This window comes from [Clostridium] clostridioforme AGR2157 (assembly GCF_000424325.1).
Lineage (GTDB): Bacteria > Bacillota > Clostridia > Lachnospirales > Lachnospiraceae > Enterocloster > Enterocloster clostridioformis_A.
On sequence record NZ_AUJR01000073.1, the window covers coordinates 1 to 18597 of the forward strand.

The 18597-nt window shown below is 49.8% G+C and carries 22 protein-coding genes; all 22 read left to right on the plus strand.

Translation table 11 applies throughout. The features are described from left to right. Positions 1-67: 67 nt before the first annotated feature. Positions 68-649, plus strand: a complete 582-nt coding sequence (locus tag G614_RS0121685) for a hypothetical protein (RefSeq protein ID WP_027643607.1) — start codon at positions 68-70, stop codon at positions 647-649. 370 nt (positions 650-1019) lie between these two features. Beyond that, positions 1020-1367, plus strand: a complete 348-nt coding sequence (locus G614_RS0121690; RefSeq protein WP_027643608.1) for a hypothetical protein — start codon at positions 1020-1022, stop codon at positions 1365-1367. 80 nt (positions 1368-1447) lie between these two features. Beyond that, positions 1448-2023, plus strand: a complete 576-nt coding sequence (locus G614_RS0121695; protein WP_027643609.1) for a terminase small subunit — start codon at positions 1448-1450, stop codon at positions 2021-2023. Continuing rightward, complete coding sequence (locus tag G614_RS0121700) at positions 2023-3372, plus strand: terminase (RefSeq protein ID WP_027643610.1); 1350 nt, start codon at positions 2023-2025, stop codon at positions 3370-3372. Before G614_RS0121695 ends, G614_RS0121700 begins: the two co-directional genes overlap by 1 nt. Continuing rightward, positions 3369-4991 carry a phage capsid protein gene (locus tag G614_RS0121705; protein WP_027643611.1) on the plus strand — a complete coding sequence of 541 codons (1623 nt, stop codon included), beginning with the start codon at positions 3369-3371 and terminating at the stop codon, positions 4989-4991. The genes G614_RS0121700 and G614_RS0121705 overlap by 4 nt, the downstream gene beginning before the upstream one ends. Continuing rightward, positions 4972-5106, plus strand: coding sequence for a hypothetical protein (locus G614_RS33430; RefSeq protein ID WP_278246012.1), 135 nt, complete (start codon positions 4972-4974; stop codon positions 5104-5106). Before G614_RS0121705 ends, G614_RS33430 begins: the two co-directional genes overlap by 20 nt. After that, on the plus strand, positions 5106-6671 hold the full coding sequence (locus G614_RS28435) for a phage minor capsid protein (RefSeq protein ID WP_162142788.1): 1566 nt from the start codon (positions 5106-5108) through the stop codon (positions 6669-6671). The genes G614_RS33430 and G614_RS28435 overlap by 1 nt, the downstream gene beginning before the upstream one ends. A gap of 183 nt (positions 6672-6854) precedes the next feature. Further along, the gene (locus G614_RS0121720) at positions 6855-7154 is read left to right on the plus strand and encodes a hypothetical protein (RefSeq protein ID WP_027643612.1); all 300 of its coding nucleotides are present in this window, start codon (positions 6855-6857) and stop codon (positions 7152-7154) included. A 147-nt stretch (positions 7155-7301) separates the two neighbouring features. Further along, positions 7302-7919 carry a hypothetical protein gene (locus G614_RS0121725; RefSeq protein WP_027643613.1) on the plus strand — a complete coding sequence of 206 codons (618 nt, stop codon included), beginning with the start codon at positions 7302-7304 and terminating at the stop codon, positions 7917-7919. Between the two features lie 19 nt (positions 7920-7938). Continuing rightward, positions 7939-8832: a hypothetical protein gene (locus G614_RS0121730; RefSeq protein WP_027643614.1), complete on the plus strand. Its 894-nt coding sequence runs from the start codon at positions 7939-7941 to the stop codon at positions 8830-8832. Between the two features lie 9 nt (positions 8833-8841). After that, positions 8842-9135 (plus strand): hypothetical protein, encoded by a 294-nt coding sequence (locus G614_RS0121735; RefSeq protein ID WP_027643615.1) that lies wholly within the window; start codon positions 8842-8844, stop codon positions 9133-9135. A gap of 1 nt (position 9136) precedes the next feature. Next, positions 9137-9523 carry a hypothetical protein gene (locus G614_RS0121740; protein ID WP_027643616.1) on the plus strand — a complete coding sequence of 129 codons (387 nt, stop codon included), beginning with the start codon at positions 9137-9139 and terminating at the stop codon, positions 9521-9523. Between the two features lie 3 nt (positions 9524-9526). After that, a complete protein-coding gene (locus G614_RS0121745; RefSeq protein WP_027643617.1) occupies positions 9527-9865 on the plus strand; it encodes a hypothetical protein in 339 nt (112 codons plus the stop codon). Then, a complete protein-coding gene (locus G614_RS0121750; protein WP_027643618.1) occupies positions 9865-10245 on the plus strand; it encodes a hypothetical protein in 381 nt (126 codons plus the stop codon). The genes G614_RS0121745 and G614_RS0121750 overlap by 1 nt, the downstream gene beginning before the upstream one ends. After that, positions 10242-10649, plus strand: coding sequence for a minor capsid protein (locus G614_RS0121755; protein WP_242828178.1), 408 nt, complete (start codon positions 10242-10244; stop codon positions 10647-10649). The genes G614_RS0121750 and G614_RS0121755 overlap by 4 nt, the downstream gene beginning before the upstream one ends. A gap of 10 nt (positions 10650-10659) precedes the next feature. Then, positions 10660-11124, plus strand: a complete 465-nt coding sequence (locus tag G614_RS0121760; protein ID WP_027643620.1) for a phage tail tube protein — start codon at positions 10660-10662, stop codon at positions 11122-11124. A gap of 13 nt (positions 11125-11137) precedes the next feature. Then, positions 11138-11437: a hypothetical protein gene (locus G614_RS0121765; RefSeq protein ID WP_002589149.1), complete on the plus strand. Its 300-nt coding sequence runs from the start codon at positions 11138-11140 to the stop codon at positions 11435-11437. A 13-nt stretch (positions 11438-11450) separates the two neighbouring features. After that, positions 11451-11765 (plus strand): Gp15 family bacteriophage protein, encoded by a 315-nt coding sequence (locus G614_RS0121770; protein ID WP_021893241.1) that lies wholly within the window; start codon positions 11451-11453, stop codon positions 11763-11765. Between the two features lie 11 nt (positions 11766-11776). Then, a complete protein-coding gene (locus G614_RS0121775) occupies positions 11777-14965 on the plus strand; it encodes a phage tail protein (RefSeq protein WP_027643621.1) in 3189 nt (1062 codons plus the stop codon). A 14-nt stretch (positions 14966-14979) separates the two neighbouring features. Further along, complete coding sequence (locus G614_RS0121780; protein ID WP_027643622.1) at positions 14980-15354, plus strand: hypothetical protein; 375 nt, start codon at positions 14980-14982, stop codon at positions 15352-15354. Continuing rightward, positions 15354-18116, plus strand: coding sequence for a hypothetical protein (locus G614_RS0121785; protein ID WP_027643623.1), 2763 nt, complete (start codon positions 15354-15356; stop codon positions 18114-18116). Before G614_RS0121780 ends, G614_RS0121785 begins: the two co-directional genes overlap by 1 nt. Then, entirely contained in the window at positions 18079-18252 is a 174-nt protein-coding gene (locus G614_RS31485; RefSeq protein ID WP_155245103.1) for a hypothetical protein, read from the plus strand. Before G614_RS0121785 ends, G614_RS31485 begins: the two co-directional genes overlap by 38 nt. Positions 18253-18597: the final 345 nt, after the last annotated feature.

An 18597-nucleotide genomic window follows, 5' to 3' on the forward strand; every position in this document is an offset into this window, starting at 1 on the left:
GGCCGCCGAAGGGAGTGATACGGTATTATGAGACAGTGCTACATAGACAACGGGCGCCGCGGGTGTGATGGCCAGAGGACGAACAAGGGAAGGATACGGTACGGGTGCTGGGCGTGTCCGTGGCTGGATGCGGGAGGAGGTGATGTCGATGAAACAGACGGAAGCATTGGAGGAAGTGGCCAGGCTGGCCGCAAGGGAAGCCCTTAAGGAGCATGAGAAGCAACTCCGGAGGGAAAAGAGAATAAAGGTATTCCAGAACACCAAGAAGCTGATGGAGAATTATAACCGCATCTGTCAGAGCGTGGAGGAGGGAGTGGCAGAACTGTCCGACATGGATAATGGCGATGAACTGGAGGAGTTCACAGAGGAAGATATCTTTATCAACAGCATTCTTAAGAGTAAGCTCCGGAGCATTGTCATGATAGGACACATAGACAAGTGTTTGAAGCTCCTGGAGGATGAGGAGTGTCGGAAGAATACGCATGAGAAGTATCTGGCCTTTAAGTATAGGTACTTTGATGGTATGGAGCCTGACGAAATTGGAGAGCTTTTGAATTGTTCAGATAGAACGGCAAGACGGTGGGTGACGGAGCTCACTGGGATACTGAGCATATATCTGTTTGGAGCGGATGCAATTATGCTTGATTAAGGGCTTGACAAACTGCGTCAAAATGATGTCCTTGATAAGTCCTTTTGGACGATTTATAATTGTAATATGCAAAATTGGATGAAGCGGAAAGCTTACTGGTTTTGCATCCTCCCCATTTAAGCGACGGCTGCCAGGTGTCATACCCTGGTGGCTGATTAACCGGTATTATGTAATCCCTCATAAGACAGACCTGTGCTTTAACGGGACAATGCCGCAGGGTACGCAAGCGGTGAGGTATCTGGTTTTATCCCCCATGACGTTTTCCAGATACACAGATTATCTCCTTTGGATTAGTCCTTGCTGGTATGGTGGGGGCTTTACTTTTGTCAAATTATGGTGTATGATGGGAGAAAATGATTGGAGAAATTAAATGAAAAAGTATGATATTTTCTATGTAATAACTGGAGTGATTATTATCGGGTTGATAATTAATTTATGGATAACATATCTATATACTAACGACGCAACTATGATTAGTGTATATGTGGGATTTGTTACGGCATTGATTTTGGCTATGAAAAATGCAACTAAAGAAAGCACCTATAGATGCTGCAGAATTTTGGCATGGTGTATGATTATGCTTATCATTATAGTATTCTTTGTTTCATTGATGTACAATGGCGCATTCAAAAATAATGATTTTGCCTATAAAATAATACGATCAGCCGGATTCTGTGGAACGTTAGGGACGTTTTTTATTAACTGGAATCGAGAATAAACAATATTCAATTATGACTATGATTTGAGCCACCTCTGGGTGGCTCTTTTTCTTTACCAAAACGATTGGAGGTGAGCCAGATGGCATTAACGCCAAAACAGAAGATATTTGCAGATGAATACCTGATAGACCTTAATGCCACCAGGGCTTACAAGGTTGCGTATCCGAGCTGCAAGAAGGATGAGGCCGCGGCGGTCAACGGTAGTAAGCTGCTAAGAAATACTAAGGTTGCGGAATATATCCAGGAGCGCATGAAGGACCGGGAAAGGCGTACTGAGATTACCCAAGATTGGGTGCTGGAGGAGCTGCGGAGGATTGCCAGTGCAAACGGCACCGATTTTGCACATGTTGTGCGGGAGCCGGTTATCCGGAACAACTCTTATGTGGTGGATCCTGATACCGGTCAGATGCAGACAAGGGATGTGGTTCGAATAATCCCGACCGAAGAACTGCCAGAGGAGAAGCGGGCGGCTATCTCCGCAATCAAAGAAACTAAGTTTGGAATAAACGTGGAAACCTATGACAGGGTAAGAGCCCTGGAGCTCCTGGGTCGGCACCTGGGAATGTTCAAGGATAAGCTGGAGTTATCCGGCGGCTTGGATACTGAAAAGACCAAGCTTGATGACCTGCTCCAGCAGATGCGTGGCGGTGGCTAATGAGTGCGGAGAGATTGCTGCTGTCGGATAAGTACAAGGCGTTCCTGCGCTGTGACGCCCCGGTGGAGTTCCTGGAAGGCACCACGGCTGCCGGCAAGACTACAGTAGGGTTGTTTAAATTCATGCTCAAGGTGGCCGAATCGCCCAAAAAGCTGCACATCCTGGCTGCGGATGATACAGGCGCCGCTGAAAAGAACATCATCCAGAAGGACCTGGGCATACTGGATGACTTTGGCGTGCTGGTGGAATATAAGGGTAACGGTGGAGGTGGCTATAACATGCCTCACATCCTCTTCCACACATCCGGCGGCGATAAGATTATCTTTGTTGTCGGCTACGGCAACAAGCGCAAGTGGAAGGATGCACTGGGCGGCCAGTACGGATGCTTGTACATTGATGAGATTAACACGGCAGACATTGAGTTTGTGCGTGAGGCCGCCATGAGAAGCGATTACCTGATGGCCACGCTCAACCCGGATGACCCGGGCCTGGATGTGTATAAGGAGTATATCAACTGTTCCAGGCCACTGCCTGAGTGGAGAGATGAAACACCAAAAGAGATAATGGATGAATTACAGGAGGAACCAAAACCCGGCTGGGTGCATTGGTTCTTTTCTTTCGCCCATAACCTGGGCCTGAGTAAGGAGAAGCTGGACCAGATTATGACGAATACGCCCAAAGGAACGAAAATCTGGAAGAATAAGATTCAAGGCCTGCGTGGTAAGGCAACCGGCCTTATTTTCTCCAACTTTGAGCGGTCCAAGCATGTCATCACGGTCCAGCAGGCCATGACACTGAAATTCAAGAAGCTCACAGCAGCCCTGGATACGTCCTATTCTAGCAAGTCCCCGGATACCATAGCAATGATATTTCAGGGGATTACGGATGACCGGAAGCTTGTCACTCTGGCTGAGAAGGTCTATAACAACGCCAAACTGGATGTCCCGCTGGCCCCCAGTGATACAGCGGTTAAGTTTGTGTCTTTCCTGGAGCAGTGCCGCAAGGACTGGGGTTTTGCCAAGGATGTGTATATAGACAATGCGGACCAGGCAACCATCACAGAGCTACGCAAGTATAGGCGGCTTAAAGGCTGCCTGTATAATTTTTATGATTCATATAAGCGACCGGAGGTTCTGGACCGTATCAACCTGCAGCTGGGCTGGATACAGCAGGGCTGTTACCTGGTGGTGGATACCTGCGCGGAACATCTATCCGAACTGGATCGGTACAGCTGGGATGACGAGAAGGACAAGCCGGAGGACAGGAACGACCATACCATTAATGCCAATCAGTATGCATGGATACCATACCGGAACCTGATTGGATTCGAGGAGGCTGAGAAGAAATGAGGTGGCTGAACAGCATGAATGAGACAATCAAGAGGGGCATTCGTACCTGGCTGAACGTGGTGCCGGCCAGCGGGAACTGTATTCAGATTAACGAGGTCCTGGACTTCGAGACCAATGCCATCCGGAATCGCATCTGGTACCGTGGTGATGGTAACGAGCTGGAGCAGATGTACCAGCAGGCCCCGGAATATGCAGATAAATATAAGTTCTGGGCCAGCAGGTGTACACCGGGTATGGAGATGCGCAAGATACATACCGGCCTGCCCGGGCTGATTATCCGTATCCTGTCAGGCATTGTCCTGGATGACATGAATGATTTTGATTTTGCAGGTAACGACCAGCAGCGGCAGCTGTGGGAGGACATTGCAAAGGATAATAAGTTCACTCGTAAGCTGGAGAAGGCCTTGAAGGAGGTCCTGTACATCGGGGACGGCGCCTTCAAGGTCACGGTTGACACGACCGTCAGTGAGTATCCAATCCTGGAGTGGTATCCAGGGGAGCGGGTTGAGATTGTCCGAAACCGGGACCGTGTGAAGGAAGTTGTGTTCAAGACGCCATATAAGGCCGGGTATCAACAGTATGTCCTGTATGAGCATTATGGATACGGCTATATACGTAACGAGTTGTATAAGGGTGACACGCCAGTGCCCCTTAATGCCATCGATGCCACCAAGGGAATAAAGGATACGAAGTTTGATGACACACTCATCCTGGCCGTGCCACTGCAGGTGTATGAGTCCACCAAATATGAGGGACGCGGTGGCAGCATCTTTGATGGTAAGCTGGACAGCTTTGACGCCTTCGACGAAGCCTGGTCCCAGTGGATGGATGCCCTGAGGGCTGGAAGGGCCAGGACGTATATACCGGACTGTCTGGTGCCGCATGACCCGGAGACAGGGCAGGTCATCCGGCCCAATCCATTTGACAACCGGTACTTTGCGTCTGATAACGATATGTCCGAAAAGGCTGATAACAAGGTCAACACGGAACAGCCGGTCATCCCGCATGACAGCTACCTTGCATCCTACTGCACGGCCCTGGATTTATGCCTGCAGGGCGTCATCAGTCCGTCCACTTTGGGTATCGATGTCAAGAAGCTGGACAACGCCGAAGCGCAGCGCGAAAAGGAAAAAGCTACCCTGTACACCCGGAATGCTATTGTGGAGGCTCTGCAGGAGACACTGCCTGAGCTGGTCAGCGCAGCAATCAACGCCTACAATATTCTGAACGGCAAAGGGGTAGAGGAAGTCAAAGTAGACATCCCCTTTGGTGAGTATGCAAATCCGTCCTTTGAGAGCCAGGTGGAGACACTGGTCAAGGCCCGGCCTGGTGCCCCAATGATGAGCGTTGAGGCCCAGGTAGAGGAGTTGTATGGTGACAGCAAGGACGATGCATGGAAACAAGAGGAGATAGCGCGATTGAAGGCAGAGCAGGGCATTGCGGAAGTGGAAGAACCCGGAATCAATACGGCTGCTGGCAGTTTTCGACTTAACATGAAGGGAGGAAAGCCAGATGAAGGTCAAGGTAATGAACCGTCTGTACCAGATGAGCCAGAAGGAGTACCAGGGCCTACTGCAGGTGGCAAGGGAGCAGGTGCCATTGGGAATCTACGCAATTGAGAGACAGGGGTATGCGGAGCTGTGCTGCGATAAATGTAGCAGCGTGACCCAGCTTAAGGACCTGACCAGACAGTTCAAGGCGCAAGGATTCAAGGTACATGCTAACGGGAGGTGATGCCGTTGACGGAATACGATATCGGCGCCGCCTTCAAGGCCATAGAAGATGAGCTTATCAAGTCTATGATACGCAATATGGACCGACATCGGGCCGAGGAAACCAAAGAGGGTATTGAGTGGTCCATGTGGCAGACGGAACAGCTTAAGGCCCTGGAGAAGTACAAGAGAGAGAACCAGAAGCATTTTGGAAGCCGGTTCCAGGACCTCAACAAGGAAATGGGTGAGCTTATTAGACAGGCCAGACAGACCGGAAACATGCAGCAGGAAATTCAGATACTGAACGCCATCCGCAAAGGATTTCCAGCCAGGAAAATCAGCAAAGGTGCCACCGCCGAGTTTTTTAAACTGAATGACCGGAAGCTGGAAGCATTGATCGAGGCCACTACCCACGACATGGAAGCGGCGGAGACGGCTGTCCTGCGTAAAGCTAATGATGATTATCGTAAGGCAATCTTCAATGCCCAGGTTTATGCCAATACCGGCGCCGGTACCTATGAAAAAGCCGTGGACATGGCTACCAGGGATATGCTCTCACGGGGCCTTAACTGTGTGGAGTATGCCAATGGTGCCCGCCATACCCTATCAGATTATGCCGACATGGCCATCCGGACGGCCAGCAAGCGGGCTTACCTGCAGGGCGAGGGAGAGAAGCGGCAGGAATGGGGGATTACCACCGTGATTGTCAACAAGCGCGGGAACCCGTGTCCGAAGTGCCTGCCATTTGTTGGCAAGGTCCTGATTGACGACGTCTGGTCCGGCGGCAAGAAATCCGATGGGCCGTATCCCCTCATGAGCAGGGCCATAGCATCCGGACTGTATCATCCCAGGTGCAAGGACAGCCATACAACCTATTTCCCTGGCATCTCCACAGCAGACGATACCTGGAGTGAGAAGGAACTGGAGGCGGTCGGACAGGCCAATAAACAGGAGGCCGGGCAGCAGTATGCATCAAGGCAGGCAGAAAGATATGGGCGGCTGGCTAAGTATTCATTGGATGAGGACAATAAAAAGCAGTACGGACAGAGGGCGAAGGAGTGGCAGGACATCCAGTTTAAGACTGGCGGCATGGGTAGGTCAGTGGATGTTACAGAAGAATGGATAAAAGGGGCAACACCAAACTCGCATGAAATAGTTGATTTATCTGAATATACGTCAAATGGCACTACATATAAGGTTGATGGGAAGCATGTGTTGTTGGACTATTCAGACAAGGAGAAACAGGTTGCGCAGCTTTTGGAACGTGAACTTGGGGGCGAGATATCCATGGTTCCCAGGGTTTTGAATCCACCTGGAATATCAACGCCGGATTATATGTTCAGAGGAGAGGCATATGATTTAAAAGAATTGTCAGGGACAAGCAAAAATCTGGTTTATAATGTGATTTCAAAGAAAAAACGACAGGCGGGCAACTTTGTCCTGGATATTTCAAAATGTCCGTTGGATGAGGATGAGATATATAAACAGGTAGACGATATTTATTGGTCGAGACACACAGCCTTTGTGGATAAAATCATACTGATTAAGGATGACCAAATAAGAAAAATCTTAATCAGAAAAAATTAAAGAGAAACGATGGCCCAACCCAATAAGTGGGGGTCAGGTACCGTTCCTCTTTAAAAGATATCTTATCCATATTATACTACAATATGTTTGAGATGTCAAATTAGGCATAGTTCAACCCACCAGTCATTAATGGCTGGTGGTATTTTATTTGTTGCGATATCGCAACGGAAAGAGAGGATAAGAATGAAGAGGTTATTTATTTCGCAGCCGATGAGAGACAAGACAGACGAACAGATTCTTTTTGAAAGAGAAAGAGCTATCCAGTCAGCAAAAGAATATTTGGGAGAGGAAGTGGAGGTAATCGACACTTTCTATACGGATTTCTCCAAGGATGCAAAGCCGTTAGAATATTTAGCAAGAAGCATAAAGGATTTGGCCACTGCTGATGTCGCATATTTTGTATCAGGATGGAATGAGTTTAGAGGGTGCAAAATTGAACACATGTGTGCAGTAGAGTATGGCATCGATAGAATTGAGGAATAAGCACGCAGGATTATCCTGGGTGCTATTTTTACGCCCAAACACGAGCATGGCTTTAAACTGCTGCGTGGCCAGTGACACTGATGACAATGGATGAAACGAAAATCACAGGGTGACACCCTTAAAATGGAGGTATTGACGATGAGAGACATGTTACCAATGAACTTACAGTTATTTGCAGAGCCCGCAGGCGGGGCAGGCGGCGAGGGAGGGGGAGGGGCACAGACCCAGCAGCAGGGAGCCCAGGCCAGCCAGCAGGCGGCATCCCCAATAATTGATTATGCCAAAATCCAGCAGATGCTGGAGGGAACCCTGGCAGCTAAGGAGGACACGGCCCTGAAAGCCTACTTCAAGCAGCAGGGACTCAGCCAGGAAGAAGTAGAGCAGGCGATTGCTGCATTCAAGCAGCAGAAGGCGGCATCACAACCAGATGTGGCTGCGTTACAGCAGCAGGCCACCCAAGCCCAGGCCCTCGCCCAACAGGCACAGATGCAGGCCGCGGCAACCATGGCCGCGGTATCCCTGGGAATTGACGCCAAGACAATCCCTTATGTCCTCAAGATGGCTGATTTAAGTCAGGTCATGGGACAGGATGGGAAAATCAATGATGAGGCACTTAAGGCAGCCCTGAACAAGGTGCTGGAGGACGTGCCGGCACTGAAACCCCAGGCACCAGGATCCACCGGATTCATTCAGGTGGGCGCAGCCAGTGGGCAGCAACAGACCCAGGCAACAGATGATGCCCTTAAAAAGGCGTTCGGACTTTAATGAAAGAGAGGATTAAGAAATGGCAGTATATGATTATGCAACGACCTTTACACAGCTGCTCCAGCAGAAGTATGCAAAGGAATTATGCTCTGATGCTTTAACGCAGAGTAACCAGCAGGTGAAATTTATCAATGCCCAGACCATCAAACTCCCAAGGATGACGGTGACTGGGTACAAGGACCATACCAGGACACCGGGATTCAATGTAGGTACCCTGAGCAATGACTGGGAGGCAAAGAAACTGGAACACGACAGGGATGTGGAGTTCTGGATTGACCCCATGGACATTGACGAAACAAACTTGACCTTATCCGTAGCAAACATACAGAACACCTTTGAGACCGAACAGGCTATCCCGGAAAAAGATTCCTATCGTTATTCCAAACTTCATGCAGAACTGACCACTTATTCTGGTCGTATCAGTACTGATGTCATCACGGCAGCCAACTTCTTGGAAGCTTTTGATGAGGAGATGGCGAGAATGGATGAGGCTGGCGTCCCGGAAGAAGGGAGAATGCTGTATGTCACCCCAACCATGAATAAGATTGTGAAGGAGGCGGAAGGACTCCAGAGGGTCATGACCGTAACGTCCCCGTCCACAATCAACCGTAAGGTACATAGCCTGGATGATGTGACCATTAAGATGGTGCCTGCGGCCAGGATGAAGACTAAGTATGACTTCACTACAGGATGTGTGGCTGCTTCTGATGCGAAGCAGATTAACTGGATTCTGATTCATACCTCTTGCGTGGTATGCCGGGATAAATACAGCTATATCAAGCTGTTTACCCCAGGAACAGATTCAAGGACGGCAGATGGGTATTTGTATCAGAACCGTTGCTACGGAGACCTGTTCCTTCTTGAAAAGAAGGTTGAGGGGTGTGCCATGAATGTGGAAGCAGCCGGAGCATAAGGAGGTAATATGAGAGCAGTAAAAGGAAATAAGGAGTACACAATTGATGAAAGCCAGCAGAAGTCCTATCAGGATGCAGGCTTTGATATTGTGAGTGAAGATGGTCAAGTGACCGCATATGGACGCGGAAAGACAATACCTTATGATGAATACATGAAGGCAGTGAAAGAGATTGAGCGCCTTCAGGGCCTGGCGACTGAAAGGGATGCCGAAAATGTAGCGTTGAGGGAGGAACTTGCTTCACTCCGGGCCGCAAGGCAGGAACCGGCAAAGAAAGCGGAGAGTAAAAAGGCAGGTGAGTAATATGCCCTATGAACCCTATGTCACCTACGAGTACTACTGTGACGCATACAAGGGGAATGTAATCCCCATGAACGATCTGGACAAGGCCCTTAAGCAGGCCAGCCGTCACATTGATTCCCTGACCTACAACCGCATTGTAGGCCGGGGATTTTCTAATCTGACGGCCTTCCAGCAGGAAACCATACAGGAAGTGGTCTGCCAGCAGGCGGACTTTGAGTATGAGAACACAGACGAGATAAACACCATCCTGCAGGGCTACAGCATCAATGGTGTGTCGGCACAGTTCGGCAGCAGCTGGAACGTATTTACAGACAAGGGTGTAGCCATGAAGCGCGATGTGTACGCCCTGCTGTCCCAGACGGGTCTGTGCTGCCGGTTAGCGAGGTGAGCCATGAAATACCCATGTTTAGTGCCAAAACGGCTATGCAGGACGGATATACACGTCCATCTGGAATCAGAGGATACAGACAACCGCGGCCATCCAGAGAAGGTAATGGACCTGGACCTGAAATGTAACTTCCAGGACCGGGCCAAGACCATTCTGACCACAGAAAAGAAGCTGGTGCAGATAACCGGTACGGCCCTGTTCCCCGGGGACATTGCCCCAGACTTCCCAACCTTAAGCGGGGGTACCATAACTGTATTTGGGGAAGAGCGGAGGATTGAACAGGGGATGAAAGCCAGGAACCCGGATGGGACAGTGAACTATTGCCAGCTGGAGGTGGTCTGATGCAGGTAAAATCAACTGTGAAAATGAATTTCCCGCGGATTAAGCAACTGACACAGGCAGCGGTGACTGCCCTGGAGATGACAGCGGAGGCGTTGCATACAGAGGTGGTACAGGCCCAGGTAATGCCTTTTGAGACTGGCAATCTTCAAAACGAGAGTACATTTGTCGATTACAGCGAATCCAAGCAAGGCAAAGTAACGCTGGTGTCCAGCACACCCTATGCGCGGCGTCTGTATTATCATCCGGAATACAACTTCCAGACGGACGAGAACCCGTTTGCCGGCGGTGAATGGTACGAACCGTGGCTACCTGGTGGAGTAAGCCAGGATTTTGCCAGGAACGCATTTAAGCGGTTTTACAAGAAAGCAGGTGGTGTATGATGCTGAAACTGGACGATATCCGGGGATACATAGCCGGTCTGGCCATTGCTGAAGACAGAAATGTCTATATCGGGAAGCTGAACAATAAGAAGGACCATTCCATTGGCGTGTATCACCGGCAGGGCAGCGGCCCTCCCGTGATGGCGCTGGGTGGCCATGATTACAGCAGCTATGATGTCCGGCGTATATCACTGCTGGTCCATTGGGACAAGGATGTGCAGGCATCAGAGCGGGCTGCCTATGCACTATATGAGAAACTTAAAAACGTATCCAGCCTATCCATAGGGGATACACCCATCAACTGCATCATCCTCCAGGTCCCGGAACCGGTGGACGTGGGGACGGATGATAAGGGTGTCTACGAATATGTGATATGGCTGGATTTTGTATATCAGAGAAAGTGAGGTATAAGAGATGGCAGATGCAGCAAAGGGAAAAGTGTATCCCGTGCATAACAATGTGTTTAAGTTTGGCACTGCGGGCCTTGAGAGTACAGATGAACAGATGGTGATGCCAGCCGATCTAGAGAACTTTGCACCATCCATAGACGGTACCGTTGAGGAGTGGTATTCCATGGATGCTGCCGGATGGGCCAAGGCTGCCATGACCGGTAAGAAACTTGGGTTCAGCTTCAAGGGAAAACGGTCGGTTGGGGACCCGGGGAATGATTATATTGCCGGCCTGGCGTGGAAGTTTGGACAGGACGTGATGACCAAGTTTGAGTGGACCATGGTCAGCGGAGCAAAGCTGGCCTGTAACGTAGTCGTTAATGTGACGACGCCCGGAGGTGGTGACACGACAAATATTGACGGTCTGGAGTTTGAGGTGACGGGTTATGGTAAGCCAACTTTCACTCCAGCGCAATCATTAACAGTATAAGGAGGGTTAAACAATGGCGAGAAAAGTAGATATCACGGATAAGCTGAGTTTTGAGGAAAACCCATCCCTTGTCATTAAGGGTGAGGTGCTGGAGGTCAATGCAGATGCCCCGACCATGCTTAAGGTCATGGGACTGATGTCGGCAGATGCCCCCGGAATGGATGAAGTTCTGCAGGCCTACAACCTGATGTTCCCCGAAGAGTCCAAGAAGAAGATTGAAAAGCTGAAAATCGGATTTAAGGATTTGGTTACAGTCATTATGGAATCCATACAGCTGATTACCGATGAGGTAGACAGCCCGGGAGAGCAGTGACCCGTACTACGACATGTTCGAGGACTGGGACCTGATAGTTTCCAGCTTCCTGTCGCAGTACGGGTTGCGTATACGAACGAAGGAATTTGAGTCAGTCTCTTGGGACGAGTTCAAGGCGCTGATTGCCGGCCTGTCCCCGGAGACTGCCTTGGGACGGGTGGTGGCCATCCGGTCAGAGACGGATAAGGACATTATCAAGCATTATACAAAGGACCAGCGCCGGATATATGATGACTGGCGTAACCGGGAAATGAAAGAAATGGATGAGAAAACCTTCGAGAAGGAAATGGCCAACCTGGAGAAGATGTTCGCGGCCATGTGTGGATAGGAGGTGGTACCGTGGCTGACAGCGTAGGCCAGATTGGCCTTGACCTTGTGGTCAACCAGAATCAATTCAAGCAGCAGATGGCGGGCATCCAGGGGCTGGCCAAAAAGGCAGGTGCCGCCCTGGCGGCGGCATTTGCGGTAAAAAAAATCATAGACTTCGGTGCAAAATGCATTGAATTGGGTTCCGACCTTTCGGAAGTCCAGAATGTGGTGGATGTCACATTCCCACGGATGTCCAAACAGGTGGATGACTTCGCTAAGAATGCCATAACCTCTTTTGGTTTGTCAGAGACCATGGCCAAGAAGTTTACCGGCACCTTTGGCGCAATGGCCAAGGCTTTTGGCTTTGGTGAACAGGCAGCCTATGAGATGTCCACGACCTTGACTGGCCTGGCTGGTGATGTGGCATCCTTCTACAACATCAGTCAGGACGAGGCCTACACCAAATTAAAATCCGTATTCACGGGTGAGACGGAGACCCTTAAGGACCTGGGTATTGTCATGACCCAGAGCGCCCTGGACAGCTACGCCCTGGCGAACGGCTATGGCAAGGTAACGGCCAAGATGTCTGAGGCCGAGAAGGTGGCCCTGCGGTATAAGTTTGTGCAGGACCAGCTGTCCCTTGCGTCCGGGGACTTCATCCGGACGGCGGATGGCTGGGCAAACCAGGTACGTGTTCTGAAACTGCAATTTGACAGCCTTAAAGCCACAATCGGTCAGGGCCTTATAAATGTACTGACCCCGGTCATCCAGGTAATCAACCGCATCATCAGTAAGCTGATGAGCCTGGCCAATGCATTCAAGGCATTCACGGAGATGGTGACCGGTAAGAAGGGCGGGGGAGGCGCATCCGCGGCCACGGCTGGTATGGAAGCCATGGCCCAGTCTGCTGATAAAGCAGGGGCAGCCGCTGGAGGAGCAGGCAGCGCAGCCAAGAAGGCAGCCAAGGACATGAAAAGTGTCAGCACAGGCATTGATGAGCTCAACATCATCAACCCGGAGACAGACTCCGGTAGCGGTGGTTCCGGAGGCGGTGCGGATGGTGGGTACTCTGCGGATGAGTTCGACATGGGCGAACTTGATACATCGGCCGTGGATGAGATGGACAGTAAGTATGCCGGGCTGATTGAAAAGGCAAAGGAACTCAAAAACCTATTCATGGCAGGGTTTAAGGTTGGATTTGGCGACACCAGCGTCCTGGACAGCATGAAAGAATCTATCCAAAGCATCAAGGATAGTCTGACGGAGATATTTACATCTCCAGAGGTGGAGCAGGCTGCCAAACGGTTTGCCAATATCTTAGCTATTAACCTGGGTAAGATAGCCGGCTCTGCCGCCAGTATAGGAGCATCCATAGCGGATAACCTGCTGGGCGGAATCAGCCTGTTCCTGCAGCAGAATAGTGAACGAATCAGGGATTACATTGTATCCATGTTCAATATCGGTTCCAGGATTGCTGAGATAAGCGGAAGTGTCTCCAGTGCGGTAGCTGAAATATTCTCAGTATTCAGGAGCGACAGCGCAAAGCAGATAACCGCGGACATCATCGGGATGTTCTCCACTGCCTTCATGGGTGTGACGGAACTGTTAGGGAAGATTGGAAGGGATATCCTGAATGTCCTCACCAAACCTATCATTGACAATAAGGATGAAATCAAAAAGGCTGTACAGGGTCTGCTGGATACCATCCAGCCGGTAGTAAGCAATATAAAGGACCTTCTTGATAAAATGTTTGACGGACTGAATGCAGCCTATGACACTTACGCAAAACCCGTTTTCGATGCATTGGCGCAGGCCCTGTCTGATGTGGTTGCCTGGTGCCTAGAAAATACAGGTACCATTGAGACAATCACTGCTGTGGTAGCTGCCTTCTTTGCTGCGTGGGAAGTAGTCAAACTAGGTGAGTTCATTATTAACGCAGGAGGCGTGATAAGCGCATTCCAGGGGATGTTTGCACCGGTAACCGTGGCCACCACGGCGTTATTGGCCAATGCAAAGGCCTTTGTTACGAATACTGCTGCTAAGATTGCGGACAAGGCTGAGACTGTTGCAATCGTGGCCATGTATGCAAAGGACTTCGTTGTGGCTACGGCAGCATCTGTTACTGCATTGGCTAAGCAGGCGGCCCAGTTTGCAATCAATACAGCAGCCAAGGCAGCGGACGCAATCGCGCAGGCGGCAATGACTGCAGCAACGGTAGCCTGGAATGCAATATGTACTATTGCAACTGCCTTGACCACAGCTTTGGGGGCGGCAATTGCATTCCTCACAAGTCCCATCGGCCTGGTAATATTAGCCATTACTGCCCTGATAGCGGCAGGTGTCCTGCTGTATCAGCACTGGGACGAGATTAAGGCCAAGGCATTGGAGGTGTGGGAAGGGATTAAGACCACCATCATCAATGCATGGTCTGCTATCCAGACAAAGACGAGCGAAATATGGAATGCCATAAAAGTTTTTGTGAGCTCGTTATGGACTGGCCTTAAGACATTGGCAGCAAATATGTTTAACCTGATTAAAACCTCCATCAGCACATCCTGGGAGAGTGTCAAGAGCAAGACGTCAGAGATATGGGAATCCATCAAGGAATTCGTATCAACCCTGTGGGATACCATTAAAATAGCCGTGGATGAGAAGTTCACCGCCATGAAAGATGCAATTGCCGGCGTCTGGGATACGGTGAGAACCAAAACAAAAGAAACCTGGGATGGTATCTGGGCAGATATAAAGGGCATCATCAACATGATAATCAATGGCGTGGAGAACATGGCCAATAGGGTTATTGATGCAATTAATGCCATGATAAAGGCCGTGAATGATGTAGCCGATAAAGTACCTGGTATCGGAGCGGAACTTATACCTAAGATTCCAAACATACACCTCCCGCGTCTGGCCCAGGGCGGTTTCGTCCGCGCCAACACCCCGCAGCTGGCCATGATTGGTGACAACAGGCACTACGGTGAGATTGTGGCGCCTGAGGATAAGATGCAGGAGATGGTAGACCGAGCAGTAGCCCTGGCATCCCAGCAGAACAGTGGCGGTATGAGTGAGTATTATTTGGAAATCATGGTGCAACTGCTCAGGAACATCATAGACCTGATTGAACGGATGGACTTGACGGTCAATATCGACATCCGGGAAATAAAGAAGAAATTGGTGGAGCTGGATAAGCGCAGCGGGTATACCCTGCGGCCAACGTAAGGAGGTGGAGTGGATTGCCAATCTATATCAACGGACATGAATACCCAAACTATGACCGGGGGCCTGGCTTAACCATTGCTACGAACGTGAACCAGGGCAAGAATGCCCTGGGGGAATTCGTGGGGCAGCGCGTGGGCCGTGACCAGGATAAGATTGACGGCTTACAGTGGTCCTATTTGGATGCGGCGACCTGGAGCAGCATCCTTAAAGAGTTTGAGGAGTTTGTGGTGACGGTCAAGTTTCCGGACATGAAAAACAACTGCTGGAAGACGGAGCGGATGTATCCGGGGAACCGGACGGCAAAAATATGGGAGACCGGTCCGGATGGCCTGCCTACCATGTATAAAGACTGTAAGGTGAACCTGATAGACTGCGGGGTGATGGAATAATGCAGGCAGCCAGTAATGAATATAAGGACATGATGCGCAGGAAGTGGAGGAACCCGCTGTCCCACCTGCGTGTCACCATCGGCCTGATTAACCAGCAGGCACAGTCGTCCGCTTACATACCTGAGCCGGATGCATATACGTATTATTCCGACTTAATAATGCCAATGGACAATTATCAAGTGAAGGAACTGTATGCTGCCTGCGACCAGGACTACACCACGGTGGATGGCAGCATGTATTTCCTCCCCAGGGATGCAGCAGACGTGGTACTCAATCAGGGAATCGTGACGGATGGCCTTCAGGGGGCAATTGAAATCCGGTTTCCCGTTCAATACGACATTAAGGGGCTGACCTTGGAATTTGGCAAGGCGTACCCTGTGGATTTCAGTATCATATCAGATGGCAATACCGTAGAAGTAACCGGGAATGCCAGCGGGCATTATGTAACGGAGGAGATATTTCCGGCTGCAACCTTCCTCCGTTTTGTGCCGTCTGTCATGGCCAATGGACAGAGCAGACTGCGCATTAACCAGATAACGATGGGTATAGGCATCTATTTTGACAGCAAAAAAATACTGTCTGCAACCAAAAAGGAACATATCAGCCCTATATCTGAGGAGTTGCCAACCATAGATTTTTCCATGACGGTGGATAATAAGGACCGAGTCTATGATGTGGAGAATGATGAGAGCACGGTCAACTTCCTGGAAACCGGCCAACGAATCGAGGCGCTCTATGGCCAGGCCATGGATGATGGGACGATTGAGTGGATACCGGGAACGTCACTCGCACTGAAATCATGGTCAGCTGATGATACGGAGATGAGCTTCCAGGCATCCGACCGGTTTGACGGCATGGATGGTACCTATTACCGTGGCCAGTATCACCCGGATGGCATGAGCCTATATGACCTGGCCGTGGATGTAATAACAGATGCCCAAGTGGATTACCGGGACTACTGGATAGATCCATATCTTAAGAATGTTCTAGTGGTTAATCCGATGCCGGTGGTAGCGCATAAGGAAGCTCTGCAGCTGATTGCTAATGCTGGCCGGTGCATCCTCTATCTGGACCGCGCCGGGAAGATATTCCTGAAATCCAGTTTCGTGCCCGATATGGAAGCGGCTTCTGACGACGAGGCGTATTTCTCCAATGCCGCAGCGGTACTGGACCACACGGGGAAGGATGCGTATGCCTCAGCTGGCCAGGATCATACCGCTGCAGATGGGGCGGAGTACTTCCTTCCACGGCAGGCTGAGGGTACGACCTATCTTAATGTCGGCTATATATCGGATTCTGTGGCAGATGGTGAAGGAAGGTTCGCTGAAAACCCAACCATAAGCATAACCATGGAGGCAGCTTTTAAATGCTTTGGACTGACGCTGGAGTTTGGCAGGAACTGGCCGGATACGGTCGTGTTCCATACCTATAACAATGATGTGCCCGTGGAGGATTACGCTGTCTCAGGACTCAGTCAGACCCATGTGGTCAACCATGAGTTCCCGGAATTTGACCATCTTGTGCTGGAGTTTACCCAGGGGTGCCCAAATAACCGTGTGACCTTGGACAACATAACCTTCGGTGACAGCACGGATTATGTCCTGGAATATGGTGTGGAGCTGACCAAGACCCCAAAGGGCACGCAACTGACCAAGGTTAGGGAACTGCAGGTCGTATGCACCATATACAATCTCAGTACAGAGGATGCAAAGGAGCTGGCGAGGGAGACCATAAGTGTAACCGCTTTAGACAACCGATATACGTTTTATTTTTCTAATCCATCCTATGATTTAAAGACATACGTCCCGGCTTATGTGGAGGCAACCAATATGGTTCAGAATGGGTCTTTTGATACCGGCGTGACCGGATGGCTCAACGCACAGTATGACGCAGCCAGAAAATGCACATACGTTGTCTCAGAAGATGGAAACGCAGTCCACATAGTACAAACTGTGCAGATGATATCCGGACATAAATATTACTTGCGGGGGAATTTCATGCGGGAGGAATCACCCGGTGAGTATTCGGGAAATGATGAATGCGATTTGGTCAGGGCGATTGCCAATAGAGAATCATTTAATATTAATCTACGTCCAGAGACTATTGCGCCAGATGGAGCGTGGCATACCAAATCAGCCATTGACACGGTTGAGATAACAGGAGAGTGGGACCTAAGGATTTATACCTATGGAAACAAAAGGCTTTATACAGATTCACTTCTTTTGGTAGATTTGACAGCAGCTTGGGGAATCGGGAATGAACCGGATATAGAGTGGTGTGATAAGTTCATTGGCTATTTCACTGGTATTGCAAGTATTTCAAAATATGGGTGTGAGATTGTGGGTAGTAGTGCCTATTACGCAACGGTGGAGCTTACAGGAATCACAGGGCCGACAGAGGTGGTCGTGACAGGCAGGGAATATGTTACTACCCAGTCCAAGGTAAGCAGACAGCTAAATCCTACCGGCAGCCTGGAGGCGTGGAATAATCCGCTTGTGTCCGACACGGTCCATGCCGCGAACCTGGCGGATTGGATTGGGGACTACATGAAATCAGACCGGGAATATGACCTGTCATACCGGGGAGAGCCACGGATTGATGCCAACGACATAGCATTCCTGGAAAATAAGTATGTGCCTGACCTGCTGATACGGGTAACGGACCATACCCTGAAATTTAATGGCGGGCTTAGCGGTACCATCAAGGCAAGGAGGGACATGAGTTATGTGGCAACAGCCAAAAACAGACTGGCAGGCCAGTGATTATTTTAATATCGGTGACTACAACCGCATCAAGGGCAACATCAATGAGATACGGGCCCAGGCGCTTACTCTGTGGCCGGACTTTAAGTTTGAGGAGATGGGAGAGGATAAGACCTATCAGGATTATGGGTTTTGAACAAAATCGCTGCGCGATGGCCTGCCAAGGTTACGCATAGCGATTTTTCTTTTTCATAAAAAAGCAGTAGTAAATGAGTCCTGAATAAGGTATTGTTAACTCACCACAAACCAACAAACCTTATAGATATAGGAAACATCACTACTGCTATGGACAAAATCATACCATGTATCCGCTCTGTAGGCAAGCGGTTTTATAATGCCCGTGCACCTCCATAAATGACAGGAATTTATCGGTTACTAAAATCTAACATTATGGAGGGCGTTTTCATGAACGAAAAATATCTTCTCAGGCTGCAGGATGACCTGCGGCTCAAAAACTTTACCCAGAACACATGCAATGATT